Source organism: Streptomyces sp. NPDC001832 (genome assembly GCF_040297265.1).
Lineage (GTDB): Bacteria > Actinomycetota > Actinomycetes > Streptomycetales > Streptomycetaceae > Streptomyces.
Genome location: NZ_JBEOYU010000006.1, coordinates 49,506 through 71,700, shown reverse-complemented (window position 1 = coordinate 71,700; position 22,195 = coordinate 49,506). Strand labels below are relative to the sequence as shown.

Annotated in this window: 23 protein-coding genes; 13 read left to right on the top strand and 10 right to left on the bottom strand. The window is 70.2% G+C overall.

All coding sequences use genetic code 11. The features are described from left to right. Window positions 1–161 precede the first annotated feature (161 nt). From ABT115_RS07345 to ABT115_RS07330, 4 genes are all read left to right on the top strand, one after another. On the top strand, window positions 162–710 hold the full coding sequence (locus ABT115_RS07345) for a MarR family winged helix-turn-helix transcriptional regulator (protein WP_351784994.1): 549 nt from the start codon (window positions 162–164) through the stop codon (window positions 708–710). 68 nt (window positions 711–778) lie between these two features. Next, window positions 779–1,270, top strand: a complete 492-nt coding sequence (locus ABT115_RS07340) for a sigma factor-like helix-turn-helix DNA-binding protein (RefSeq protein WP_351784992.1) — start codon at window positions 779–781, stop codon at window positions 1,268–1,270. After that, the gene (locus ABT115_RS07335; RefSeq protein WP_351784990.1) at window positions 1,267–1,512 is read left to right on the top strand and encodes a hypothetical protein; all 246 of its coding nucleotides are present in this window, start codon (window positions 1,267–1,269) and stop codon (window positions 1,510–1,512) included. Before ABT115_RS07340 ends, ABT115_RS07335 begins: the two co-directional genes overlap by 4 nt. A gap of 64 nt (window positions 1,513–1,576) precedes the next feature. Further along, window positions 1,577–1,777 (top strand): DUF1059 domain-containing protein, encoded by a 201-nt coding sequence (locus ABT115_RS07330; RefSeq protein WP_351784988.1) that lies wholly within the window; start codon window positions 1,577–1,579, stop codon window positions 1,775–1,777. Window positions 1,778–1,799: 22 nt separating this feature from the next. On the opposite strand, the gene ABT115_RS07325 is transcribed toward ABT115_RS07330, so the two are convergent. Beyond that, on the bottom strand, window positions 1,800–2,945 hold the full coding sequence (locus ABT115_RS07325; RefSeq protein ID WP_351784986.1) for a cystathionine gamma-synthase: 1,146 nt from the start codon (window positions 2,943–2,945) through the stop codon (window positions 1,800–1,802). 68 nt (window positions 2,946–3,013) lie between these two features. Here ABT115_RS07325 and ABT115_RS07320 point away from each other — a divergent pair, with 68 nt between their 5' ends. Then, window positions 3,014–4,117, top strand: a complete 1,104-nt coding sequence (locus ABT115_RS07320; RefSeq protein ID WP_351784984.1) for a hypothetical protein — start codon at window positions 3,014–3,016, stop codon at window positions 4,115–4,117. A 71-nt stretch (window positions 4,118–4,188) separates the two neighbouring features. Then, entirely contained in the window at window positions 4,189–4,854 is a 666-nt protein-coding gene (gene msrA / locus ABT115_RS07315) for a peptide-methionine (S)-S-oxide reductase MsrA (protein ID WP_351784982.1), read from the top strand. Between the two features lie 219 nt (window positions 4,855–5,073). Here the strand turns inward: msrA and gdhA are convergent, their stop codons facing one another. The 3 genes from gdhA to ABT115_RS07300 all read right to left on the bottom strand — a co-directional run bounded on the left by gdhA (window position 5,074) and on the right by ABT115_RS07300 (window position 9,055). Further along, complete coding sequence (gene gdhA / locus ABT115_RS07310) at window positions 5,074–6,411, bottom strand: NADP-specific glutamate dehydrogenase (RefSeq protein WP_351784980.1); 1,338 nt, start codon at window positions 6,409–6,411, stop codon at window positions 5,074–5,076. Window positions 6,412–7,157: 746 nt separating this feature from the next. Beyond that, entirely contained in the window at window positions 7,158–8,408 is a 1,251-nt protein-coding gene (locus ABT115_RS07305) for a L,D-transpeptidase (RefSeq protein ID WP_351784978.1), read from the bottom strand. Window positions 8,409–8,626: 218 nt separating this feature from the next. After that, on the bottom strand, window positions 8,627–9,055 hold the full coding sequence (locus tag ABT115_RS07300; protein WP_351784976.1) for a hypothetical protein: 429 nt from the start codon (window positions 9,053–9,055) through the stop codon (window positions 8,627–8,629). Between the two features lie 108 nt (window positions 9,056–9,163). Here ABT115_RS07300 and ABT115_RS07295 point away from each other — a divergent pair, with 108 nt between their 5' ends. Further along, entirely contained in the window at window positions 9,164–9,466 is a 303-nt protein-coding gene (locus ABT115_RS07295) for a hypothetical protein (protein ID WP_351784974.1), read from the top strand. Between the two features lie 22 nt (window positions 9,467–9,488). Here the strand turns inward: ABT115_RS07295 and hutH are convergent, their stop codons facing one another. From hutH to ABT115_RS07270, 5 genes are all read right to left on the bottom strand, one after another. Beyond that, window positions 9,489–11,039, bottom strand: a complete 1,551-nt coding sequence (gene hutH / locus ABT115_RS07290; protein WP_351784972.1) for a histidine ammonia-lyase — start codon at window positions 11,037–11,039, stop codon at window positions 9,489–9,491. Between the two features lie 78 nt (window positions 11,040–11,117). Next, window positions 11,118–12,281: a GGDEF domain-containing protein gene (locus tag ABT115_RS07285; RefSeq protein ID WP_351784970.1), complete on the bottom strand. Its 1,164-nt coding sequence runs from the start codon at window positions 12,279–12,281 to the stop codon at window positions 11,118–11,120. Window positions 12,282–12,391: 110 nt separating this feature from the next. After that, a complete protein-coding gene (locus ABT115_RS07280) occupies window positions 12,392–13,204 on the bottom strand; it encodes an enoyl-CoA hydratase/isomerase family protein (protein WP_351784968.1) in 813 nt (270 codons plus the stop codon). An 89-nt stretch (window positions 13,205–13,293) separates the two neighbouring features. Next, window positions 13,294–14,469: an adenylate/guanylate cyclase domain-containing protein gene (locus ABT115_RS07275; RefSeq protein WP_351784966.1), complete on the bottom strand. Its 1,176-nt coding sequence runs from the start codon at window positions 14,467–14,469 to the stop codon at window positions 13,294–13,296. Between the two features lie 226 nt (window positions 14,470–14,695). After that, entirely contained in the window at window positions 14,696–15,616 is a 921-nt protein-coding gene (locus tag ABT115_RS07270) for a biotin--[acetyl-CoA-carboxylase] ligase (protein WP_351784964.1), read from the bottom strand. Window positions 15,617–15,749: 133 nt separating this feature from the next. Between ABT115_RS07270 and ABT115_RS07265 the strand changes: the two genes are divergently transcribed. The 4 genes from ABT115_RS07265 (at window position 15,750) to ABT115_RS07250 (ending at window position 18,615) form a co-directional block, all read left to right on the top strand. Then, window positions 15,750–17,342 (top strand): acyl-CoA carboxylase subunit beta, encoded by a 1,593-nt coding sequence (locus tag ABT115_RS07265; RefSeq protein ID WP_351784962.1) that lies wholly within the window; start codon window positions 15,750–15,752, stop codon window positions 17,340–17,342. Between the two features lie 14 nt (window positions 17,343–17,356). Beyond that, window positions 17,357–17,563 (top strand): acyl-CoA carboxylase epsilon subunit, encoded by a 207-nt coding sequence (locus ABT115_RS07260; RefSeq protein ID WP_351784960.1) that lies wholly within the window; start codon window positions 17,357–17,359, stop codon window positions 17,561–17,563. A 157-nt stretch (window positions 17,564–17,720) separates the two neighbouring features. Further along, window positions 17,721–17,849 (top strand): morphogenic membrane protein MmpB, encoded by a 129-nt coding sequence (gene mmpB, locus ABT115_RS07255; protein ID WP_093900106.1) that lies wholly within the window; start codon window positions 17,721–17,723, stop codon window positions 17,847–17,849. Window positions 17,850–18,003: 154 nt separating this feature from the next. After that, window positions 18,004–18,615 carry a nucleoside triphosphate pyrophosphatase gene (locus ABT115_RS07250; protein ID WP_351784958.1) on the top strand — a complete coding sequence of 204 codons (612 nt, stop codon included), beginning with the start codon at window positions 18,004–18,006 and terminating at the stop codon, window positions 18,613–18,615. Window positions 18,616–18,661: 46 nt separating this feature from the next. Here the strand turns inward: ABT115_RS07250 and ABT115_RS07245 are convergent, their stop codons facing one another. After that, window positions 18,662–19,117, bottom strand: coding sequence for a hypothetical protein (locus ABT115_RS07245; RefSeq protein ID WP_351784956.1), 456 nt, complete (start codon window positions 19,115–19,117; stop codon window positions 18,662–18,664). Between the two features lie 409 nt (window positions 19,118–19,526). Here ABT115_RS07245 and ABT115_RS07240 point away from each other — a divergent pair, with 409 nt between their 5' ends. Both ABT115_RS07240 and ABT115_RS07235 read left to right on the top strand, forming a co-directional pair. After that, on the top strand, window positions 19,527–21,281 hold the full coding sequence (locus ABT115_RS07240) for an acetyl/propionyl/methylcrotonyl-CoA carboxylase subunit alpha (RefSeq protein ID WP_351784954.1): 1,755 nt from the start codon (window positions 19,527–19,529) through the stop codon (window positions 21,279–21,281). A 220-nt stretch (window positions 21,282–21,501) separates the two neighbouring features. After that, a complete protein-coding gene (locus ABT115_RS07235) occupies window positions 21,502–22,101 on the top strand; it encodes a TetR/AcrR family transcriptional regulator (protein WP_351784952.1) in 600 nt (199 codons plus the stop codon). Window positions 22,102–22,195 lie beyond the last annotated feature (94 nt).

Below are 22,195 nucleotides of genomic sequence, written 5' to 3'. Positions count from 1 at the left end.
AGGGGTACCGGACGTTGCGTCCGGGCAGGGGTTCCGGGCCCCTGGTGCGGTCACGTCCTGCGCCGTTGTCCACAGGTTTGTGCAGCACTGGGGCGTGTTGCCCTGTGGCCGCGTACTCTGTCCCCCACCCATATGACACCGCACGAAGAGAGCCCCCGGCCATGCCCCCTCAGGACATGACGACAGCTGCGTCTCCTTCCGGGGGCGCCACCCCCGAACCCACGGATTCCGACCAGGTCCTCGACGCACTGCAGCACCAGGTCGCGGTATTCGCCCGCCGTGCCGAGCAGACCCGCCTCGGCGGTCTCGGCCAGGTGCGCAATTCCATGGACCGGGCCGCCTATCTGCTGCTCAACCGGCTGGACCGGGAAGGGCCGATGGGCGTCAAGGCACTGGCCGCGGGCATGGGGATCGACTCCTCGACCGTGACCCGGCAGGTCGCACCCCTCGTCGACACCGGTCTGGTCAAGCGCACCTCGCACCCGGAGGACGGCCGGGCCGTCGTGCTCCAGCTGTCGCCACGCGGCCAGACACGGCTCGACGAGGTCCGCGAATCCCGGCGCGAGCTCATGACCCAGGTGACGGACGACTGGACGGCCGAGGAGCGCGAGACGTTCTGCACGCTGCTCACCCGGTTCAATCTGGCACTGGCCGCCCGCCAGGCCTCGTCCCAGGCGCTCCGGCCGGGTAACGGGAGCGGCAGCGCCTGACGGTGCTGTGCGGGCTGCCGTGCGCACGCCTCTTGACCGGGAGCCCCGCAACGGCTCGGATGAGGACCGTGCGAGAACGCCAGGCGGGCCGGGAGCGGCGCCGCGCCCAGGAGTTCGAGACCTTCGTGACGGGCGCGGCCGGCCGACTGCTGCACACGGCCACGCTGCTCACCGCCGAGCCCATGCAGCCGCCCGGAGCGAACCCCCGGGCCCAGCGGATGCTCACAGCCGCGCTGGCACGAACGTACGCACAGTGGGGACGGCTGCGCGGCGAGGACCCGTACGACCGCACCCGGGGGGAGCTGGCCGTCCGGTTCGCCCATGAGGTCTGGCGGCACCGCCGGCCGCGCGGCGGGCTGCTGGACCGGCTGACCCCGCAGGAGCGCCTCGTTCTCGTGCTGCGACTGTACGAGGGCGTCGCGGAGGAGCAGGCCGCGGCACTGCTCGGGCTTCCGGTGGAGCGGATCCGGGCGATCTGCAACCGTGCGGTGGCCACGATGCGCGGCACCCGCCGGCCCACGGCGCGGTGGGGATTGCCGCGGCCGCTGGTCACGCCATGAGCCGTGGCAGCCGGGAGGACGAGGTCCGGCGCATGCTGGCCGGTCCGCATCCGCAAGTGCCCGCCGACCTGGCACAACGGGCGGCGGAGCGCGGCGGCCGCCTGCTGCGCCGGCGCCGTTTCACCCGCTGGCTGGTGATGTCGGTGGCGTTCGCCGCGGTGGTGGCCTTCACGGTGTGGGCGGTGGCGGCGCAGCCGTGGCAGCTGCCTCCGGCCGAGACGACGCCGCCGGACGGCTGGTGAGGGCCGGTCCGGGGCGAACTATCCTGAAACGGGGCGTCATGGGTAACCGGCCGAGGAGGCTGCGATGACCAGGAAAGTCGCCGACTGCCGCAAGTATCCGAGCGTCACGAACTGCTCGCTGACCATCTCCGGCGAGGAAGAGGAAGTCGTACGGGCCGCAGCGGAGCACGCGGTCTCCGTCCATGAGCACACCGACAGCCCGGAGCTGCGTGAACAGATCCGGGCATCGCTGGACGACGAGAAGGCCGGCGCCCAAGGGTGCTGAAGGCGGCCGGACGAAACACGCCCTAGCCGAGCGCCTGCGTCAGATCGGCGATCAGGTCGTCTGCGGACTCGATGCCGACGGAGAGCCGGACAAGGTCGGCCGGCACCTCCAGCGGGGAGCCGGCCGCCGAGGCGTGCGTCATGCGACCCGGGTGCTCCACGAGGGACTCGACGCCGCCCAGCGACTCACCGAGGGTGAACAGCTTCGCCCGGTTGCAGACGTGGACCGCCGCGTCCTCGCCGCCCGCGACGCGGAAGGACACCATGCCACCGAAGGCCTTCATCTGCTTGGCGGCGACCTCGTGGCCCGGGTGCTCGGGCAGCCCCGGGTAGAGGACCTGGGTGACCTTGGGGTGCCGGGTCAGCAGATCGGCGATCTTCGTGGCGTTCTCGCTGTGCCGGTCCATGCGGACCGCGAGGGTCTTGATGCCGCGCAGCACCAGCCACGCGTCGAACGGTCCGGCGACCGCGCCCATCGCGTTCTGGTGGTACGCCAGCTCCTCGGCCAGTTCCGGCTCGTTGACGATCAGTGCGCCGCCGACGACGTCCGAGTGGCCGCCCATGTACTTCGTGGTGGAGTGCACCACGACGTCGGCACCCAGAGCGAGGGGCTGCTGGAGGTAGGGGCTGGCGAAGGTGTTGTCGACGACCAGCCGCGCACCCGCCGCGTGGGCCACACCGGCGATCGCGGCGATGTCGGTGATGCCGAGCAGCGGGTTGGACGGGGTCTCCACCCAGATCGCCTTGGTGCGCGGGGTGATCGCCGCCCGTACCGCCGCCACGTCCGAGGTGTCGGCGACCGAGAAGTCAACGCCCCACCGCGAGACGACCTTCGCGAAAAGCCGGAACGTGCCGCCGTAGGCGTCGTTCGGGATGACCACATGGTCACCGGGGGTGAGCAGCGTACGGAGCAGGCAGTCCTCGGCGGCGAGGCCGGAGGCGAAGGCAAGCCCGCGCCGGCCGCCCTCCAGCGCCGCGAGGTTGTCCTCCAGGGCGGTACGGGTCGGATTGGCGCTGCGACTGTACTCGTAGCCGCCGCGCAGGCCGCCCACGCCGTCCTGCTTGTACGTGGACACCTGGTAGATGGGCGGTACAACGGCGCCGGTGAGGGGATCGGCGATGTTTCCCGCGTGGATCGCGAGAGTCTCGAAGCTGTGCTGGTCGCTCATGGGGCCCGAGCGTAGTTCGTCGCGAGGGCGCTCACTGTGCTTCCTGGCCGTCCGGTGACAATGGGGGCATGGAGATTCTCTGGTTCCTGATCGCACTGTGCATGCTCGCCGCGATCATCGGCCCCTTCGTGCTGCGCCGCCGCGGCGGTATCCGTCAGGTCGCGCCCGGTTCGCCGGACGCCGCCGATCCGGAGAACTACGGCTTTGTGCGCCAGGAGGAGCTGGACATCCGGCTCCCGGGCCCGGATCAGGATCTTCTCGATGTGCTCGATGTCGTGCAGCGTTCCCAGGACTGGCGGGCGGCTTCGCAATTGCTGGCCGGTACACCCATGGAGGGTGAGGTGCGGTGGCAGCGGGTGCAGGCGTTCGCCGGTGCCGCCTCGCTGGAGCTGGCGCAGCAGCCCGGTGTCGGTGGTTCGTGGCTGCGCAAGTGGCGGGCCGATGCGCCGAAGGACGCGGGCGGTGCGGCGGTGCACGCCGAATTCCTGGTGCAGCAGGCATGGCGTACGTCGACGGCGGGGACGGACGACTTCCGAATCATCCTGGAGGAGGCCCGTACGGTCTGCGGCGAAGCGGCGCTGCTGGCACCGGGCGACCCCATTCCGTACCTCGTCGAGCTGGCGGTCTCCCGTGGACTCGGTTACCCGCACGAGGAGTTCGACCAGCTCTGGGCGAAGGTGATCGACCGGGCCCCGGCCCACATGGGCGCGCACATCGCCGCGCTGCACTACTGGTGCGAGAAGTGGCACGGATCGCGCGAGGACGCCGACCGCTTCGCCACCACGGCCGCCGCCCGCGCCCCGCAGGGCTCGCTGCTGGCCGCGCTGCCGCTGTTCGCGGTGTACGAGCATCTGCCCGAGGTCAATCTCGTACAGGGCTTCTACCGGAGCGCGGTGGTGACCAAGGCGGTCGAGGGCGCCCTGTTCGCGGTGCAGGCGGCCCGTCCGGACGACCCGATGCTTGCCCACGTACGCCACCTGCTGCTCTTCTTCCTGGTCCGGATGGAGCGCTGGGGCGAGGCGATGAACCAGATCGTCCACATCGACGGCCACGTGGGTGCGCTGCCGTGGACGCAGAACCCCGACCCGGCCGCCGCGTACACGGTCCACCGGGCGCTGGCAGTGGCCGGCTACGAGGCGAACGGCGGTAGCCCGGCGACGCTGCCGCGGTAGCCGCGTGCGGAATCCATGACGTTGCGGGTGCGTTGCACCAAGGGCAAACCGACCCCAGGAGGAGCCCCCGCATGTTCCTGCAACGCCGTACGCCCCAGCTCCCCACCCCTGAGGAGGCCCTGAAGGGTCGCCCCGAGCCCGTGTTCGCCGTCCCGGACCGCCACACCGTCCTCGGCAACCCGCTGCTGGGCCCGTACCCGGAGGGCATGGAGGTCGCGGACTTCGCGCTGGGCTGTTTCTGGGGCGCCGAGCGCAAGTTCTGGCAGACCGACGGTGTGTGGACAACGCTCGTCGGCTACCAGGGCGGCTCCACGGAGAACCCCACGTACGAAGAGGTGTGCTCAGGCCTGACCGGCCACACGGAAGCGGTCCGCGTCGTCTTCGACCCGAAGGGGGTCTCGTACGCCGAGCTGCTGAAGCTGTTCTGGGAGTCCCACGACCCGACGCAGGGCTTCCGCCAGGGCAATGACGTGGGCACGCAGTACCGCTCGGCGATCTACACCCACTCCCCCGAGCAGGCGGCGGCCGCGGCGACCTCCCGCGAGGCGTACCAGAAGGTCCTCACCGGCTCCGGCTACGGCGAGATCACCACGGAGATCCTCCCGGCGGAGGGCCGCACGTTCTGGCCTGCGGAGGCGTATCACCAGCAGTACCTGGACAAGAACCCGGCGGGCTACTGCGGGATCGGGGGGACGGGCGTTGCATGCCCGGTGGGGGTCGCTCCGGCAGGAGAGTGACAGCTGACTGGGGCCCAGTCAGTGCCCGCCTCCCTGCTTTTGGCCGGCGGGCGCCTTCCTGCCTGATCAGGGGCGACGTTTCGGGGTGCGGGCAGTGGCCGTTCGGCCGGGACCGGCGGAACGCCGCAGGCGCGCCCTTGAGTTCTCGGGCGCCTGACCTGCCATCGGCCCGGCCGCGGAAGGCGGTCGGGCCGAGCGATCACTCAAAGGAGCAGCAGATCAGATGAGCCCCTGCGCCAGCATCGCGTCCGCGACCAGTTCGAAGCCGGCAATGTTGGCGCCCACCACGTAGTTGCCGGGGCTGCCGTAGCGCTCCGCCGTGGTGTAGCAGGAGTCGTGGATGTGGCGCATGATCTCCGCGAGGCGCTGCTCGGTGTGGGCGAACGTCCAGGAGTCGCGTGAGGCGTTCTGCTGCATCTCCAGGGCGCTGGTGGCGACGCCGCCCGCGTTGGCCGCCTTGCCGGGGGCGAAGGCGACGCCCGCTTCCTGGAGGACGCGTACGGCCTCCGGTGTGGTGGGCATGTTGGCGCCCTCGGCGACCGCCTTCACGCCGTTGCGTACGAGGGCCAGGGCGTCGGTCTCGTGCAGTTCGTTCTGAGTGGCGCAGGGCAGGGCCACGTCGCAGGGGACGTTCCAGAGGCCACTGCCGGGGACGTACGTGGCGTGTTCGCCGCGGCGCTCCGCGTACTCGGAGACCCGGCCGCGGCCGGCCTCCTTGATCTCCTTGAGCAGGGCGAGGTCGATGCCCTTCTCGTCCACGACGTACCCGTTGGAGTCGGAGCAGGTCACCACGGTCGCGCCGAGCTGCTGTGCCTTCTCGATCGCGTAGATCGCGACATTGCCCGAGCCCGAGACCGCGATGCGCTGTCCATCGAGGGACTCGCCCCGGCTGCGGAGCATCTCGGCGGTGAAGAGCACACAGCCGTACCCGGTCGCCTCGGTGCGTGCCTGGGCGCCACCCCAGCCCAGGCCCTTTCCGGTGAGGACTCCGGATTCGTAACGGTTGGTGATCCGCTTGTACTGGCCGAACAGGTAGCCGATCTCGCGGCCGCCAACACCGATGTCACCTGCGGGAACATCGGTGTACTCGCCGAGGTGACGGTGGAGTTCGGTCATGAACGACTGGCAGAACCGCATGATCTCGGCGTCGGAGCGGCCCTTCGGGTCGAAGTCGGCGCCGCCCTTGCCGCCACCGATGGGCATGCCGGTGAGCGCGTTCTTGAAGATCTGCTCGAAGCCGAGGAACTTCACGATGCCGAGGTTGACCGAGGGGTGAAAGCGCAGCCCGCCCTTGTACGGTCCGAGCGAGCTGTTGAACTCGACCCGGAAGCCGCGGTTCACATGGATGTCGCCCGAGTCGTCGGACCACGGCACGCGGAAGATGAGCTGGCGCTCCGGCTCGCAGACTCGCTCGATGATCCGGGCGTCCATGAACTCCGGCCGCTGTTCGAGGACGGGGCCGAGGGTCTCCAGGACCTCCCGTACTGCCTGGTGGAATTCGTTCTCGCCTTGGTTGCGGCGGAGAATCTCCGCGTAGAGCGGCTCGATGACACGCATGTGAGTGAGACCTTCCGTGGGTCGGCGTCGCGCGCGAAGGTGCCCCGTCGAGGGACACCCGCGGTCCCCCTCCCCATTGAGGGCGTCGCCCAGACATCGCACGCTCTGCGGCTCACGAAAGCGACGTACAGAACCGTTGTGGCGTGTCGATTGTCCCAGGGCCGCCGGAACGCCGTGCACGGTATCCGTATCCCGGACTCGATCTACGACTCGGCCGGGCGGCGCAGCATCCACAGCCCCGCTCCGGACGCGGACGCCGCGGCTTCCCGGCACATCTCTCCGGTCGCAGCACCAGCGGACGCGGGCGCGGACGGAGGACTGGGGCGCGGGCGCGGACGGAGGACCGGGGCGCGGGCGCGGGCGGAAAGCTCAGTCGCTGACGCCGAGGTCCTGGCGCATCAGGTGCCGCATGGTGTCGAGGCAGGGGTCGGCCGCTCTCAGCTCCTCCAGGGCCCGCCCGACGCTCTCGCCGTCACGGGCGAGGCCCCGGTCGAGGCGCTTGACGGGCGGTGCACGCGGCGGCAGGAAAGCTGCGTCCGTTCCTCGCGGGCTCCGGCGTTCTCCCCCGCAGCGCCTTCTGGAGCAGCGGGCACGACGATCCGGTGGGCCTGCGTCAGGTCCACCGGGGCGACCTCACGGAGAACGCTTACGGACGCCGAAGGCGGCGGCACCGCGGATCCGAGGGGATCCGGGTGCCGCCGCCTTCGTACAGGATTCGGGACTGCGGCGGGAAAGGGGTGTGCGGGTCAGACCGCGGAGCCCGCCGTCCACTCCGACCAGCTCATGTTCCAGCCGTTGAGGCCGTTGTCGGGGGTGATGGTCTTGTCCGGGGAGTTCTTGACGATGACCACGTCGCCGACGAGGGAGTTGTCGTAGAACCAGGCAGCGGGCTGATTGGGGTCGCCCGCGCCCTTCACGTCGGCGAGGCCGACACAGCCGTGGCTGGTGTTGGCGCTGCCGAAGGGGGCGCCCCAGTAGTTGCCGTGGATGAAGGTGCCCGAGGTGGACAGCCGCATGGCGTGCGGAACGTCCTTGATGTCGTACTCACCCTTGCCGTCGGCGTCGGTGAAGCCGACCGTCGCGCCGTTCATCCGGGTCTCCTTGAACTTCTCGGAGATCACCATCTGCCCGTTGTACGTGGGGTTTTCGGGGGAGCCGGCGGAGATCGGGATGGTCTTGATCGTCTTGCCGTCCTGGGTGACGGTCATCATCTTCGTGTCGGCGTCGACCGTCGAGACCTGGTTGCGGCCGACCTTGAAGTTGACCGTCTTCTGCTGCACACCGTAGACGCCGTCCGAGCCCTCGACGCCGTCCAGCGCGAGCTTCAGCGTGACGGTGGAGCCGCCCTGCCAGTAGTCCTCGGGGCGGAAGTCAAGACGCTGGGAGTTGAACCAGTGGCCGACGACTTCCTGACCGCTGCTGGACGTCACGGTGATGGCGTCCTCGACGGCCTTCTTGTTCGTGATCGGCTTGTCGAAGTTGATCGAGACCGGCATGCCGACGCCGACCGTAGAACCATCCTCGGGCGTGAAATTGCCTATAAAGCTGTTGGCGGGCGACACGGTGGTGAACGAGGAGTTCTCATGCGACTCGCGGCCCTTGGAGTCCTTGGCCGTCGCATTGATCTTGTACGTGGTCGAGCGCTCCAGCTGGACGTCCGGCTTCCAGCTCTTGCCGTCGGCGGCGAGCGTGCCCTTGACGGGAGCGCCGGCCGACGTGGTCATGGCGACCTGGGACAGCGTGCCATCGGCGACGGTGACCTTGGCATCGTTGTTGATGCTCGCGTTGGTCGCGCCGTTCTTCGGCGAGATCGTGATCTGCGCTTCCGACGCGTCCCGGGCAGCCGCCTCGTCGACCTCCGCCTGCGAATTCTTCGCGCTTCCGGCGCTCGCGCCGCCGTCGTTGCAGGCAGTGAGTACCAGAACACCACCGAGCAGTGCGGACGCGACCATCAGGCCCTTGCGCCGCTTACTGTCCGTCATCACACGCTTCTCCATCGTTGCCTAATCCCCAAAACCCCGAGCAGAGCCGCCGGTGACCGGCGTAACCCGTCCACGTTCCTAGAACCCATGGAAGGAGTCCTCCGTTCCACATCCAAGACAGATGTGGGGAACAACACTCATCGACGCATCCGCGCCAGCGGTGGTTCCCGGCGCCGGTCGCGTACCAGTACGCACGACGTCCCCGGCCCGTGGAAAGCGGGCCGGGGCCGCCGTTACTTGACCCGACGCTCCGCACCGCCGCTCACACCGCTGTGCTCGCCGTCGCCCACACCATTGTGCGGGATGTCGCCACCGCCTCCTTCGTCGTCCTCTTCGTCCTCGTCGTCGTCGAGGTCCCAGTCACCCATGTCGTCCGGGTCGTAGGCGACGGTCTCGCTGCTCCAGGACGCCTGGGTGAGCTCGACCCCCGGCACCTCGCTGACCAGGTCGAACGGATCGATGAGGGAGGCGAGGGCCTCCGCGCCGTCCTCCCGTACGGCAGCCTCGGCCTGCATGCGTTCCTCGGCAGACTCGCCGCCGGGCTCCCCGTACTCTGCGGCGATGGACTCCAGCGCGGTACCGCTGAGGGCAGCGGGGTCTGTGATCTCCAGCACCATTTCGACTTGAAGTCGAACAAACCGTGATGTCTCAGAAGTGCTCATATGCCGGAGCGTAAGCTTCCCGCCCTCCCGACTTTCCTGCGACCCGCTGCTTTCACTAGCATCGGTGTACATGCCTAACTCACGGCTGTGACAAGGAGGATCGATTCTGTGGCCGCTGCTCGCCGCCCGCTTCTGACCGCAACCGCTGCGGGCACTCTGCTGGCCGCCCTGTGGTTCGTCCCGTCCGCCAACGCGACGGACGAGTCGGCCGGCGCATCAGGCGCACAGAGCCAGCAGGTCACCACCACCGTGGACACCACCGCCGTGGACACCGCGAGCGGCCCGAGGCTCGCCGACACCGGGGCCGGGGTCGACACCACCCCATACCTGATCGGCGGCACGGCGCTCCTGGGCATCGGTGCGGCATTCGTCAGCTACTCGGTACGCCGCACCGACGCCCTGTCCGCCTGAACACGCCCTCCCGGGGCAGCCCTCAGGCCAGCGGTCCGGTCACCGGTTCGACCGCCGCGATCAGCTTCCCCGCACGTACGAACGCGTCCGCCGCGGCCAGGTCCGGCGACAGGTAGCGGTCCGGTCCCGGACCCTCGACGCCTGCCGCGCGCAGCGCCTCGATGGCGGCCTGCGAGGCGGGTGCGGGGGTGAGGCCCTGGGCGGCGCGCAGTTCGATGGCGCGGGTCGCCGCGTACAGCTCGACGGCGACGATCCGGGCGAGGTTGTCGACGGCGGTACGGAGTTTGCGCGCCGCCGACCAGCCCATGGAGACGTGGTCCTCCTGCATCGCGGAGGACGGGATCGAGTCGGCCGACGCGGGGACGGCGAGCCGCTTCATCTCGCTGACCAGGGCGGCCTGGGTGTACTGAGCGATCATCAGGCCCGAGTCCACACCGGCGTCGGCGGCGAGGAACGGCGGCAGTCCGTGCGAACGGTTCTTGTCCAGCAGCCGGTCGGTGCGGCGCTCGGTGATCGAACCGAGGTCGGCCGCGACGATCGCCAGGAAGTCGAGTACATATGCGACGGGGGCGCCGTGGAAGTTCCCGTTGGATTCGACCCGGCTGTCGGGCAGCACGACGGGGTTGTCGATGGCGGAGGCCAGCTCGCGGTCCGCGACGATCCCGGCGTAGTCGAGGGTGTCGCGTCCGGCGCCGTTGACCTGGGGCGCGCAGCGCACGGAGTAGGCGTCCTGCACACGGGGCGCGACGTCCTGGTGGTGGCCGGTGAGGCCCGATCCGGCCAGGACCCGCAGCATGTTGTCGGCGCTGACGCCCTGGCCCGGGTGCGGGCGGATGGCGTGCAGTTCCGGGGCGAGCACATTGTCCGTGCCGAGCAGCGCCTCCAGCGAGAGAGCGGCTGTGATGTCGGCGGAGGTGTAGAGGCTCTTCAGGTCGGCCAGGGCCATGATGAGCATGCCGAGCATGCCGTCGGTGCCGTTGAGGAGGGCGAGGCCCTCCTTCTCGCGCAGCTCGACCGGGGAAATGCCATGGGCGGCGAGCAACTCACCGGCGGGGCGCACGGTGCCATCGGGGCCCTCCGCGTCGCCCTCGCCCATCAGCGTCAGGGCACAGTGGGAGAGCGGGGCCAGGTCGCCGGAGCAGCCGAGCGAGCCGTACTCGTGGACGACGGGGGTGATGCCCGCGTTGAGGACGTCGGCCATGGTCTGTGCGACCTCGGGCCGTACGCCGGTACGCCCGGAGGCGACCGTCTTCAGCCGCAGGAACATCAGGGCGCGGACGACTTCGCGCTCGACGCGCGGGCCCATGCCGGCAGCGTGCGAGCGGACGATGTTGCGCTGGAGCTGCGCGCGGAGATCCTGGCTGATGTGCCGACTGGCCAGGGCCCCGAAGCCGGTGGAGACGCCGTAGACCGGCTCGGGCTTGGCGGCGAGCGCGTCCACGATCTCGCGGGCGGCGGTAAGTGCGCTCACGGCGGCCGCGGAGAGCTCGACGCGAGCGTTGCCGCGGGCCACGGCGATGACGTCCTGGGCGGTGGTACCGGACGTCCCCACCACGACTGTATGCATATCCATATTCAGAAGCGTACGGATTGAATCCTGGCATGTCACTAGTGGTCGTGCGGTTGGCCCCTTACCGATCCGGTCACACGGTCAGGGGCGGCTGCCGCGCAGGTGGCGGCGGTCGTGCGGGGACCTGGGCGGCGCGTCGGCCAGCCGGAGCACCTCGCCGTCGCGCCCCGCCACCACCGGCTTCGTGGAGCGGGCCGCCTTCGCCCGGTACTGGGCCGCGTCAGCCAGCCGGAACAGCCGTCGCGCCGACACCACCGGGCCGATCGGATCACCGGTCGAGGCAACGCCGCAGGCCACCCCGTCGCCGAGCTCCAACCCTGCCGCCCGTTCGCAGAGTTCGGCGGCCACCCGGATCACGTCGTCCTCCTCGGGGCCCACCGCGAGCAGGCAGAACTCATCGCCGCCGAGCCGGGCCGCCAGCGCACCGGGCAGCATGGCACCGCAGCGGGACAACACCGAGCCGAAACGTTCCAGCAGGCGGTCGCCGACCGCATGGCCGTGGGTGTCGTTGACCCGCTTCAGACCGTTGAGGTCACAGACGACCAGGCTGACCACCGAGCCTTCCGCCCGGTGCTGATCCACCGCCTCGTCGAGCCGCATGTCGACGGCGCGGCGGTTGGCCAGCCCGGTGAGCGGATCGGTGAAGGCGAGCTTGCGGACCTCTTCGAGCCGCTCGGTCTGGGAGATCCCGGCGGCGACGACCGAGGCCAGCACGGTCGCGAAGGCCGCGTCCTCCCGCCCGAACACCGGCTCCCCCAGCGGGCGGGCCACATAGAGCTCACCCCAGGCCCGCCCGTGCAGCACGATCGGCGCGACCACACAGCAGCCGCGCCCGCGCCGACGCAGGGCTGCCACCCGCTGCCGGCAGTACAGACGCCCGTACCCCCGCAGCCCCGCGCCCGGCGCCCCGTCCGCCGGGTCGTCAGCGGTCTGCACCCAGGCGTCCGGCTCACCGCCGGCGGCCCACCGTTCGTGCAGGAACTCGGTGATCTCCGGGAACTGGTGCACCGGGTACGTCTCCTCATCGGGGAACTCCTCCTCCCCTTCGCCCCGTTCGCCCGCGTTCACCAGTACGCGCAACTGCCCGCGCTCGCGCTCCCACACGGAGAGCGCGGCAAAACTGCCGCCCAATGCCTCGCACGCCCCCAGCGCGGCCGCTCGCCACGACCCCCGCGGGGTGTGTGCCGCCGCCATCGTCTGCGCAAGCGAAACCACGGCCCGCAGCCGCGCATCATCACCACCCATCGCTACAGCTTATGTAGTTTTGTAGTGATCTGATCAGCTTGAGACCTCGACAATGTCCGCTGCATGCCCTCTTGGGCACGCAGAGTTACGACCGAGGTAGTTACTCGTCGTTACTCTCCGGGCCAGTTCGGCTTCCTCTTCTCGTTGAACGCGGCCACCCCCTCGGCCCGGTCGCCGGAGAAGGCCACCGAACGCCAGGCGGCGTCCTCGACTTCGAGACCGGCCCGCAGATCGAGGCCGTGCCCGAGCCGCAGCGCACGCTTGGCGGCCCGCAGCCCCACCGGGGAGTTGGCGGCGATCCGGCCCGCGAGCGCCAGCGCGGACTCGCGGTCCCGCCCCGCCTCCACCAGCTCGTCGACCAGCCCCGAATCACGGGCCTCGGCCGCCTCCACCCGCCGGGCCGTGAAGACCAGCTCGGCGGCGCGCGCCGCACCGATCCGCCGCGGCAGCAACTGCGTACCGCCGCCACCCGGAATGACACCGACCGACACCTCGGGCAGGCCCACCACGGCCGTGCGGTCGGCGACGATCAGATCGCAGGACAGGGCCAGCTCGAATCCGCCGCCGAGTGCGAAGCCGTGCACAGCCGCGATCGTCGGCATCGGCAGATCGAGTACGGCCGTGTACGCGGCGCGGGCGGTGGGGCGCTGGCGCAGCAGCTCGGCGTCGGTGAACGAATTGCGCTCCTTCAGGTCCGCACCCACGCAGAAGGCCCGCTCGTGGCTGGAGGTGAGGACGGTGACCCGTACGCCCGGGTCGGCGGCGAGCGAGGCACAGGCGGCGGCGATCGAGCGGGCCATGTCCGTGGACACGGCGTTCATTGCCTTGGGTCGGTCGAGGACCAGCTCGGCGACGTGTTCCTGCCCCTCGTGAACCCGTACGACGACGAATTCCCCGAACCGCTGCTCGGACGTCATGGTCATGACTGCACCCCTCCGGTTAACGATCGTTACCGGAAGGATCCTATGGCTCGCCCCGGACAGACGTCCGGGTGAGTTTCAGACCTTCCGGGTCAGGACCTACGCCGACGCGCCAGCAGCCAGGGCTCCACGACGCCGAGTCCGCGCACCGGGCGCTGCCACATCGGCTGCAGCCCGTAGCGGTACCTGGGCACGGACGCCGACTCCACGCCCTCCTGGCGCGCCTTCTCGGCCACCGCGGCCTCCTCCTCCGCCACCTGCGCCTCGGAGGCCGGGGCGTCGCCGGTACGGGTCAGCTCCTCCGCGAACGCCCCGTCCACCAGCACGGCGTCCTTCGGCGCTATCGAGGTCAGCCGGCTGGCGAGGTTCACCGTCGTACCGAAGACATCGCCCATTCGGGTGGTGACCGTGCCGAAGGCAATACCGACACGCAGCGCGGGCATGGTCTCGTCCTGGGTCATCGCCTCGATCAGGCGCAGCGCGATCTCGGCCGCGGTGCCCGCGTCGTCGGCGGCGTAGAGCACCTCGTCACCGAGGGTCTTGATGAGCCGGCCGCCGTGTGCGGCGACCAGGTCGGCACAGGTGGTCTCGAACGCCTCGACCAGCTCGCCGAGCTCCTCCTCCTCCAGCCGCCGGGTCAGCCTGGTGAACCCGACGAGGTCGGCGAAGCCGACGGCCAGGCGCCGGTCGACCATCTCCTCGTCGTCGGCGGCCTGCACGACCCGGCCGGTGGCGGCGGCGAGCTGGCGCCGCCACACGTAGACCAGGAACTCCTCCAGCTCCGGGAGGAGCAGCTCGATCAGCGGGTACGTCACCTCGGTCCGGGTCATTCCGGGCTCGGGCGGCTCGGTCAGCCCCTCCAGGAAGGAATCGATCTGCCACTCCGCCAGCCGGGCGGTGGTCTGCCCGGTGGACCGGGCCACCTGGATCGCCATCGGCTCGCTGAGCAGGCCTGCCTCGACGAGACCGGCGAGCCGGCGCAGCGCCAGCACATCGGCCTCGGTGAGGGCCCTGGCCTGCCCGATGTCGGCGAAGCCCATGGCCCGCCAGAACCGGGAAGCCAGGTCCATCGAGACGCCGGCGGTACGGGCCGCCTGGAACGGCGTGTAGCGACGGTCGGCGCCCAGGATCAGCTGTTCCAGCCGGATCGCGAGGGGATCGTCGGTCGGCTCCGCCGTATGGTCGACGTCGTGATGCGGTGTCGGGTGGACCGAGGAGTCCGACGGGGGCTCCGCGCCCGCACCGGAGGTCGTGTCGTCGACGGTCACCAGCCGCCTCCTGCCCGTTCCCTGCGCACTGCCCTGCCGATCTGTCGGTGGATCGCCTCAACGATACGGCAGGTGTGCCGTGGCTCACGTAGTCGTCCCGGAATGTTCCTGGGTGGGCCGGGGGCGTGGGTGGTTGCGGCCGGGGGGTGGTTTCCAGGAGGGCAAGGACTCATACGCGCCCGAGGAAGGCGGGGGGCGGGGGTGGTCGTGCGCGACCACCCACGCCTCACGCCAGGCCGTCGCCAGCCCCTCGCAGGTGCACGATGTCGCCCGCCGACACGTGTTCCCGGAGGCCGTCGTCGGTGGACAGGATCAGCCGGCCGTCCCCGTCGATCGCCACGGCCTCGCCGGTGAGCGTGCGGTCGCCGGGCAGCTGGGCGCGTACCGTCCGGCCGAGTGTCGCGCAGCCCGCCGCGTACGCCTCCTGCACGCCGCTCGCCGCCGCGTCGCCGTCCGCCGCGCGCCACTGGACGTACCAGTGCTCCAGCGAGCGCAGTACACCCCGAAGCAGCGTCTCGCGGTCGGTGGAGACCGCTCCGGCCAGGGCCAGCGAGGCGGCCGTGGGTACGGGGAGTTCGTCGGCGCGCAGGGAGACGTTGAGGCCGATACCCACGACGACTCCGTTCCCGGCGCGCTCGGCCAGGATGCCGCCCGCCTTGCGTTCCTCGCGCAGTGCGGTCTCCCCTGGACGAAGCTTGTCGGAGTCCTTGAGTGGGGTCTCCTTGGGGACGGTCACGAGGAGGTCGTTGGGCCACTTCAGTGCCGTGTCGACGCCTGCTGCGCGGGCCAGGCCCGTCGCCGTCGCGACTCCCGCGAGCAGCGGCAGCCAGCCCCACCGGTGGACGGGGATGTCGCCCGGCGTCAGGAAGACGGAAAAGAACAGGCCCGAGCGGGCCGGAGCCGACCAGGCGCGGTCGAGGCGGCCGCGGCCCGCGGTCTGTTCCTCGGCGACCAGCACGGCGCCTTCGGCGAGCCCCGCCGCCGCGCGCCGGGCAAGATCGGAGTTGGTGGACCCGGTGGTCTCCACGACGTCGAGCGAGGTCCACAGCCCGCCGGGACGCAGCAGCCCGCGGCGCAGCGCGGCGACGTTCAGGGGCGGTCGGTCCAGGTCCGACCAGCGACTGTGAGGCGCATCCGAAGGTGTCATGCAAGCCAGACTAGGTGTGGTAAACGACGCACTGCCGAACCGGATCCACGCCGATACCCTACGGATCAGTAGGTGTTCAGCACCTGATCAGCAGCACAGCCGTCCCCGTGACCAGGCAGGGAGCAGCCACCCGATGTCCGAGCCGGAAGAGATCGACATCCACACCACCGCGGGCAAGATCGCGGACCTGCAGCGCCGTATCGGCGAGGCAACGCACGCGGGCTCCGATCGCGCGGTCGAGAAGCAGCATGCGAAGGGCAAGTTGACCGCCCGCGAGCGGATCGACCTGCTGCTCGACGAGGGTTCCTTCGTGGAGCTCGACGAATTCGCGCGGCACCGCTCCACCAACTTCGGCATCGAGAAGAACCGCCCGTACGGAGACGGCGTCGTCACCGGCTACGGCACGGTCGACGGCCGCCCCGTCTGCGTGTACTCGCAGGATTTCACCATCTTCGGCGGCTCGCTCGGCGAGGTCTACGGTGAGAAGATCGTCAAAGTGATGGACTTCGCGCTGAAGACCGGCTGCCCGATCATCGGCATCAACGACGGCGGCGGCGCGCGCATCCAGGAAGGTGTTGCGGCGCTCGGCCTGTTCGCCGAGATCTTCCGCCGCAATGTGCACGCCTCAGGCGTCGTCCCGCAGATCTCGCTGATCGTCGGACCGTGCGCGGGCGGCGCGGTCTACTCCCCCGCGATCACCGACTTCACGGTCATGGTCGACCAGACCTCGCACATGTTCATCACGGGCCCCGACGTCATCAAGACCGTCACCGGTGAGGACGTGGGCTTCGAGGAACTCGGCGGCGCCCGCACCCACAACACCACCTCCGGTGTGGCACATCACATGGCGGGCGACGAGAAGGACGCCATCGAGTACGTCAAGTCGCTGCTGTCGTACTTGCCTTCGAACAACCTCTCCGAAGCACCGGCCTTCCCGGAGGAGGCGGTGCTCGCCACCACCGACGAGGACCGCGAGCTCGACACCCTCATCCCGGACTCGGCGAACCAGCCGTACGACATGCACACCGCCATCGAGCACGTGCTGGACGATGGCGAATTCCTGGAGACCCAGGCGATGTTCGCGCCGAACATCATCACCGGCTTCGGGCGCGTCGAGGGCTACCCGGTCGGCATCGTCGCCAACCAGCCGATGCAGTTCGCCGGCTGCCTGGACATCAACGCGAGCGAAAAGGCGGCACGGTTCGTCCGCACCTGCGACGCGTTCAACGTGCCCGTCCTGACCTTCGTGGACGTCCCCGGCTTCCTGCCCGGCGTAGACCAGGAGTACGGCGGCATCATCCGCCGCGGCGCCAAGCTGATCTACGCCTACGCGGAAGCGACCGTCCCGCTGATCACGGTGATCACCCGCAAGGCCTTCGGCGGCGCGTACGACGTCATGGGCTCCAAGCACCTGGGCGCCGACATCAACGTCGCCTGGCCGACCGCGCAGATCGCCGTGATGGGCGCGCAGGGCGCCGTGAACATCCTGCACCGCCGCACGATCGCCGCCGTCACGGACCCCGACGAGGCAGAAGCCACCCGCGCCAAGCTGATCGCCGACTACGAGGACACGCTGCTCAACCCGTACGTGGCGGCCGAACGCGGCTACGTCGACGCCGTGATCATGCCGTCCGACACCCGCGCCCACATCGTGAAGGGGCTGCGCCAGTTGCGTACGAAGCGGGAGTCGCTGCCCCCGAAGAAGCACGGCAACATCCCCCTCTAGAAAGGGCCCTGGCCATGATCAAGGTCGTACGGGGCAACCCGACCCCTGAGGAGCTGGCCGCCGCACTGGCGGTGGTCCGGGCGCGCGCCGCGGCGATGGCCGATGAGCCGTCCGGCGAACCGGCGCTGCCCAGCCAGTGGTCCGACCCGGGGCGTATCGCCCGGCGCGAGCGCCGTCTGCCGGGGCCACGGGCCTGGGCGCGGACGTACTGGCCCGGGTAGTCGCAGGAGTACCTGTTCGTGCACGTTTCCGGAGGTCCGGGCCCGTTCGGGTCCGGATCTCCGGTGCGTCCGGGCGCGATCTGGTCCGTACGCACCAGGCCGGGCTGAGTACCTGTACTCAGGCGCGGTATCCGCCCTACGCAGCAAGATCGGTCCCATGCTGTGGTCCGACCCGGAGAACAAGCCGCCGAAGGAACTGCGCGACGCCCAGGACATGATGCGTCGTGCGGGCCTGGTCCTCGCGCTCGCGATGGTGGTCGCGATGTTCGTGCTCGGGACGCGGTGAGAGATGCGGTGGCGTGGGGCGCGGTGGCACGGGGCGCGGGGGCCGCTGCGCGGGGCCTGTTCCCTGCCTGCCTGCCCCTTCACACTGCCTTCTTGGCCCGGGAGCGGCTGATTTGTTGCCAGGGCGGGCCGGATGCCGGCCTGTCCCTTCTACGATGGCGCGTATGACTGATCAGCGCCGTCTCGTACTCGCCTCCGCCTCCCCCGCCCGTCTCGGCCTTCTGCGGCAGGCCGGATTCGCGCCCGAGGTGGTCGTCAGCGGGGTGGACGAGGACGCGCTGAGCGCCCCGACGCCGGCCGGGCTGGCGCTCGTTCTCGCCGAGGCCAAGGCCGCCGCTGTGGCCAGTCGGCCGGGGGTGGCAGGTGCCCTGGTCATCGGGTGCGACTCGGTGCTCGAACTCGACGGCGAGGCGCTCGGCAAGCCGGCCGACAGCGAGGAGGCCATCGCCCGCTGGAAGTCCATGCGCGGCCGGGCCGCTGTGTTGCAGACCGGCCACAGTGTGATCGACACCGCGACCGGACGTACGGCCTCGGCGACCGCCTCCACCACCGTCCGCTTCGGCGAACCGACCGACGCCGAGATCGCCGCCTACGTGGCCTCGGGCGAGCCGCTCCACGTGGCGGGCGCCTTCACGCTGGGCGGCCGTTCGGCGCCGTTCGTCGACTCCATCGAGGGCGACCACGGCAATGTCATCGGGCTCTCGTTGCCGCTGCTGCGCCGGCTGCTGGGCGAGCTGGGGATCTCCGTCACCGAACTGTGGGTTTGAGGCTGTCGGGCGGCCACCGACAGCCTCCGTGACCGGCCCAGCTGCGTCAGGCCGTAGCCGGAGCGCTGGGTTCGGCATCGTCCGCAGGCCGGCCGGCCTCGTCCTCGGGGCCGTACGCCACCAGCGTCAGCACGATCAGCCCGAGCACCACCATCAGACACGCGAACGCCGCCCAGCCGACCAGCCCCACCGTCAGCGCGCCCAGCACCCCGTGCACCACGGCGCAGGTGATGAGGGCGATGCGACCGATACGGCCGGGAGCCCGGTCGCGGATGCCGGTCAGCAGGAGCGCCAGCCCGCACAGCAGCAGATACAGGCCGAAGACGCCGCCCATCACCCATGTGCCATTGGACATGGCGGCGGGTTCCAGCCCGGCCAGTGACATGTCCTGGTTCTTGACGACCGTCGCCAGGATGCCGTTGACGACCACAATGCCCACGGCCTCCACGAACAGCGCGATCGCGGTCACGAACGCCACCGGTCTGCGCACCACGGCGCTCACCCCCTGTACCTGCAGTACGTGCGATAGCGCGGACCCTACAGGGGGTACCCCCTGCTCCTTAAGAGCTTGGGGGGTAACGCTCTGGCCCGTACCGACGACACGCGCTCGTACGCTTCCCCGCACCTCCCTTGTCGCGCCTGTGGTGCGTCGGGCAAAGAATCGTTCGCCCCTTAGTAGGGACTAGACAAAGAAAACACGGGGCACGGCCACTTGCACCAACAGAGACCTGGACCACACCTCGTGGCTACTGTGCGGTCACGAATCCCGGCGTACCGTGGTGCCACAAGGGATTTCGCGCTTCGAGCAGGCCTCGAATCACGCTCCGTGTGGGCAAGCTCACCATTGGGGACGGGTCGTAGGGCGGTGTCGGTAGTCCCTAAACTCAGCTTGTTTCAAGGAGGGAGCCATCGTGCGCAAGGTGCTCATCGCCAACCGTGGCGAAATCGCTGTCCGTGTTGCTCGGGCATGCCGGGATGCCGGAATCGGGAGCGTGGCCGTCTACGCCGACCCGGACCGCGACGCTCTGCATGTACGTGCAGCCGACGAGGCATTCGCTCTGGGCGGTGACACCCCGGCCGCCAGCTACCTGGACATGGCCAAGGTGCTCCAGGCTGCCAAGGACTCCGGGGCGGACGCGATCCACCCGGGATACGGCTTCCTGTCGGAGAACGCCGAATTCGCCCAGGCCGTCATCGACGCGGGTCTGACCTGGATCGGCCCGCCGCCGCAGGCCATCCGGGACCTCGGTGACAAGGTCGCCGCCCGTCACATCGCGCAGCGCGCCGGTGCCCCGCTGGTGGCCGGTACCCCCGACCCGGTCGAGGGGTCCGCCGAGGTCGTGGCGTTCGCGAAGCAGCACGGGCTGCCGATCGCGATCAAGGCCGCCTTCGGTGGTGGCGGTCGCGGGCTGAAGGTGGCGCGCACGCTGGAGGAGATCCCGGAGCTGTACGACTCCGCGGTCCGTGAGGCCGTCGCGGCGTTCGGCCGCGGGGAGTGCTTCGTGGAGCGCTACCTCGACAAGCCGCGGCACGTCGAGACGCAGTGCCTGGCCGACACCCACGGCAACGTGGTCGTCGTCTCCACCCGTGACTGCTCGCTTCAGCGCCGCCACCAGAAGCTGGTCGAGGAGGCCCCGGCGCCGTTCCTCACCGAGGCGCAGAACGCGGAGCTGTACTCGGCGTCGAAGGCCATCCTCAAGGAGGCCGGTTACGTCGGTGCGGGCACCGTGGAGTTCCTCGTAGGCACGGACGGCACCATCTCGTTCCTGGAGGTCAACACCCGCCTCCAGGTCGAGCACCCGGTCACCGAGGAGGTCACCGGCCTCGACCTCGTACGCGAGATGTTCCGCATCGCCGACGGCGAGAAGCTCGGCTACGACGACCCGGCCGTGCGCGGGCACTCCTTCGAGTTCCGGATCAACGGCGAGGACCCGGGCCGCGGCTTCCTGCCCGCCCCGGGCACGGTGACCACCTTCGCCCCGCCGTCCGGCCCCGGTGTCCGCCTCGACGCGGGCGTGGAGTCCGGCTCCGTCATCGGCCCCGCCTGGGACTCGCTCCTGGCAAAGCTCATCGTCTCCGGTGCGACCCGCGAGCAGGCGCTGCAGCGGGCGGCACGTGCGCTGGCCGAGTTCAATGTCGAGGGCATGGCCACCGCCATTCCGTTCCACCGTGCGGTCGTCGCCGACCCGGCGTTCGCCGGCGACCCGTTCCAGGTCCACACCCGCTGGATCGAGACCGAGTTCGTCAACGACATCAAGCCCTTCACCGCCACCGCCGATGTGGAGGCGGAGGAGGAGGTCGGCCGCGAGACCGTGGTCGTCGAGGTCGGCGGCAAGCGCCTTGAGGTCTCGCTGCCCTCGTCGCTGGGCATGAGCCTGGCCCGTACCGGCCTCGCGGCAGGCGCCAAGCCCAAGCGCCGCGCGGCGAAGAAGTCCGGCTCCGCAGTCTCCGGCGACACCCTGGCCTCCCCGATGCAGGGCACCATCGTCAAGATCGCCGTCGAGGAGGGCCAGCAGGTCAACGAGGGCGACCTCATCGTCGTCCTGGAGGCCATGAAGATGGAGCAGCCGCTGAACGCGCACCGCGCCGGCACCGTCAAGGGACTCGCCGCCGAAGTCGGCAGCTCGGTCTCCTCCGGCGCCGTGATCTGCGAGATCAAGGACTGATCGAGCGGTACCCGACGTCCTGTCCGGGCCCCTGCGGAGTCGTGCGGCTCCGCAGGGGCCCGGGGCGTTCGGCGGCACCGTCACCCCTCGGCGGGTGGTGCGGCAACCGTCCTCGCGGTGAGCAGCAGGATGCGGAGGTGACTCCGAATCGATCCGGAGACGCTCTCCGGATGTGCAATGGCATCCTGGACCCTGGGGCGGGAAAAGGGAGGACTGCGCAATGGCGATGAGCACGGCACAGCCGCCGCCCCGGCCCATGCGTGCCGACGCGCGCCGCAATTACGAACGGCTGCTGGGTGAGGCCCGTACCGCCTTCGCGGAGCACGGAACCGATGCGTCCTTGGAGGACATCGCGCGACGTGCGGGCGTGGGGATCGGCACGCTGTACCGGCACTTCCCGAACCGACACGCGCTGATGAACGCCGTCTTCCAGGAGGCCCTCGCCTCCCTGCTCGTCCGTTCGCGTGAACTCGCGGGGGCGGAGCAGCCGTGCGGGGGCCTGGTGGAGTGGCTGGGCGCGATCATCACCCATGCGGGTGAGTATCGCGGGCTCGCCCAGGCGCTCATATCGACGTCGCGGGACAAGACTTCCGCACTTTCGCAGTGCAATGTGCCGCTGCGCGAGGCGGGGGCGGTGCTGCTGGCGCGGGCGCAAGCGAGTGGGGCCGTGCGGGCGGATGTATCCATCGACGACCTGATGCAGCTGACGAACGCGATCGCGCTGGCTGCGGAGCAGTCGCCGGATGACCCGGAGTTGGCGGGGCGACTGCTGATGCTGACCCTGCAGGGGCTGAAGGGGCCGAAAGCGGAGAAAGGTTGACGGCCTCACCCTCGACTGGCAGTGGGAGAAGGAGCGGTGTCTGGGGCCCTCCCCTCCCCGCCCCTTCCCACAACCGGGGCGCTGCCCCGGACAC

Bases quoted from the DNA above. Each gene is read 5' to 3' on its own strand.
- ABT115_RS07345 (WP_351784994.1), top strand. From the start codon at position 162: ATGCCCCCTCAGGACATGACGACAGCTGCGTCTCCTTCCGGGGGCGCC.
- ABT115_RS07280 (WP_351784968.1), bottom strand. From the start codon at position 13,204: ATGACCATGACGTCCGAGCAGCGGTTCGGGGAATTCGTCGTCGTACGG.
- ABT115_RS07320 (WP_351784984.1), top strand. From the start codon at position 3,014: ATGGAGATTCTCTGGTTCCTGATCGCACTGTGCATGCTCGCCGCGATC.
- ABT115_RS07250 (WP_351784958.1), top strand. From the start codon at position 18,004: ATGGCGCGTATGACTGATCAGCGCCGTCTCGTACTCGCCTCCGCCTCC.
- ABT115_RS07305 (WP_351784978.1), bottom strand. From the start codon at position 8,408: ATGGAGAAGCGTGTGATGACGGACAGTAAGCGGCGCAAGGGCCTGATG.
- ABT115_RS07285 (WP_351784970.1), bottom strand. From the start codon at position 12,281: ATGGGTGGTGATGATGCGCGGCTGCGGGCCGTGGTTTCGCTTGCGCAG.
- gdhA (WP_351784980.1), bottom strand. From the start codon at position 6,411: ATGCGTGTCATCGAGCCGCTCTACGCGGAGATTCTCCGCCGCAACCAA.
- ABT115_RS07300 (WP_351784976.1), bottom strand. From the start codon at position 9,055: ATGAGCACTTCTGAGACATCACGGTTTGTTCGACTTCAAGTCGAAATG.
- ABT115_RS07330 (WP_351784988.1), top strand. From the start codon at position 1,577: ATGACCAGGAAAGTCGCCGACTGCCGCAAGTATCCGAGCGTCACGAAC.
- ABT115_RS07265 (WP_351784962.1), top strand. From the start codon at position 15,750: ATGTCCGAGCCGGAAGAGATCGACATCCACACCACCGCGGGCAAGATC.
- msrA (WP_351784982.1), top strand. From the start codon at position 4,189: ATGTTCCTGCAACGCCGTACGCCCCAGCTCCCCACCCCTGAGGAGGCC.
- ABT115_RS07260 (WP_351784960.1), top strand. From the start codon at position 17,357: ATGATCAAGGTCGTACGGGGCAACCCGACCCCTGAGGAGCTGGCCGCC.
- mmpB (WP_093900106.1), top strand. From the start codon at position 17,721: ATGCTGTGGTCCGACCCGGAGAACAAGCCGCCGAAGGAACTGCGCGAC.
- ABT115_RS07335 (WP_351784990.1), top strand. From the start codon at position 1,267: ATGAGCCGTGGCAGCCGGGAGGACGAGGTCCGGCGCATGCTGGCCGGT.
- ABT115_RS07235 (WP_351784952.1), top strand. From the start codon at position 21,502: ATGGCGATGAGCACGGCACAGCCGCCGCCCCGGCCCATGCGTGCCGAC.
- ABT115_RS07325 (WP_351784986.1), bottom strand. From the start codon at position 2,945: ATGAGCGACCAGCACAGCTTCGAGACTCTCGCGATCCACGCGGGAAAC.
- hutH (WP_351784972.1), bottom strand. From the start codon at position 11,039: ATGGATATGCATACAGTCGTGGTGGGGACGTCCGGTACCACCGCCCAG.
- ABT115_RS07270 (WP_351784964.1), bottom strand. From the start codon at position 15,616: ATGACACCTTCGGATGCGCCTCACAGTCGCTGGTCGGACCTGGACCGA.